This window comes from Streptomyces sp. NPDC002130, assembly GCF_040296465.1.
Taxonomy (GTDB): domain Bacteria; phylum Actinomycetota; class Actinomycetes; order Streptomycetales; family Streptomycetaceae; genus Streptomyces.
The window spans coordinates 1-1,456 of record NZ_JBEOXI010000816.1; the positions used below are offsets into that span (position 1 = coordinate 1).

General features: G+C 63.6%; 2 protein-coding genes and 1 pseudogene. 2 read left to right on the top strand and 1 reads right to left on the bottom strand.

Translation table 11 applies throughout. From position 1 onward, the window contains the following. A pseudogene (locus ABT116_RS45880) lies at positions 1 to 95 on the bottom strand (DUF2637 domain-containing protein); the annotation flags it as partial. A 17-nt stretch (positions 96 to 112) separates the two neighbouring features. On the opposite strand from ABT116_RS45880, the gene ABT116_RS45885 reads away from it, so the two are divergent. After that, entirely contained in the window at positions 113 to 1,123 is a 1,011-nt protein-coding gene (locus ABT116_RS45885; protein ID WP_351647113.1) for an MFS transporter, read from the top strand. A gap of 23 nt (positions 1,124 to 1,146) precedes the next feature. After that, positions 1,147 to 1,416: an RBBP9/YdeN family alpha/beta hydrolase gene (locus ABT116_RS45890; protein ID WP_351647115.1), complete on the top strand. Its 270-nt coding sequence runs from the start codon at positions 1,147 to 1,149 to the stop codon at positions 1,414 to 1,416. Positions 1,417 to 1,456 lie beyond the last annotated feature (40 nt).

The following is a 1,456-nucleotide window of genomic DNA, read 5'->3' on the forward strand; positions in this document are numbered from 1 at the left end:
GGCCACGCGGCCGCGCCGTTGAAGGCGATCGTCGCCGCCGTCAGCAGCCACGCCGTCTGACGCAGGAGGGGGAACGGGATCCTGATCCAGGTGAGCTCAGACCTACGAGCAGATGTTGGGCGCCCGGTTCCTGGTCGGTGTCGGTGAAGCGGCGTACGGCAGTGTGGGTATCGCCGTGGTGCTCAGCGTATTTGCGCCCCGCGTGCACGCAGCTCTTGCCGGTGCCTTCATGGCGGGTGGATCGTTCGGTTCGGTCATCGGTGTGGCAATCGGCGGGTTCATCGCAGTTCAGTTCAGTTGGCGGTGGTCTTTTGCTGCCATGGCGATCTTCGGACTGATCCTGGTTGCACTCTTCCGTGCACTCGTCACCGAGAAGAAACTCACTGCCTATGCCGTCGAGGCCGCTCCGGATGCTGCCGGGGAAGTGGCGAGACACGACGGTTTCCGGGCGCCGGTGTCATCGCTGTTCACCAATCCGGCCGTGTTGTTCGCCTACATCGGTGGCGGTCTCCAGATGTTCACCGCCGCTGTACTTCTGGCGTGGTTGCCGAGCTTCTTCAATCGCTACTACGATTTGGCCCCGGACAAGGCCGGCGTCACGGCTTCCGTGTTCGTCCTCCTGGTCGGGAGCGGGATGGTGGTCTGCGGTTTCATCACAGACAGATTCAGCCGCGACGATTCGGCGCGGAAATGGACCACCGCCATCGTCTATTGCGCCATCTCATTGGTTACGCTGAGTATCGGGCTCCGGTTGGGCACGGGGACAGCGCAACTCGTGTTGCTCGGTATCGGTGCGTTCTTCTCCGCCGGTTCGTCGGGGCCGACAGCGGCGATGGTCGCGAACCTCACCCATCATTCGATTCGAGCGTCGGCTATGGGCACGCTCACCGTTGCCAACAACCTTCTGGGACTGGCTCTCGGTCCCTTCGTGGTCGGCATTCTCGCCGACCACCTGGGCCTCCTCGGCGCGCTCCAGCTTTCACCCTTCGTCTATGTCGTCGCGGCCCTCGCACTGATTGCGGGCAAGCGAGCCTACCCGGCGGGAATGAGGCGGCTGGCGACATTGCAGAAGGGGCCCGAAAGCCTCGGCGCCACTGAAGTAACAGACGTTCGGAGTTCATGATGAATGAATCAACCACGGTAGTAATGGTTCCCGGTCTGCGGGATCATGTCGAGGATCATTGGCAGACTCACCTCGCGCGCAGGCTCGACAACGTTCTGACGGTTCCTCCCCTCGAGACCGACAAGCTCAGCCGCGATGCAAGGGTTGCGGCGTTGGACGAGGTGCTGACAAGTGTTGGCGGGCCGGTGGTCCTTATCGCGCACAGCGCCGGAGTCATGACCGTTGCTCACTGGGCGAGGGCGGCCACTCCCAGGGCACGGAGGTACGCCTGGAACTGCCCCTGGCCGCCCTGACCACCCCCACCGCATGACCCCACGACCCGAGAGGAGGCCC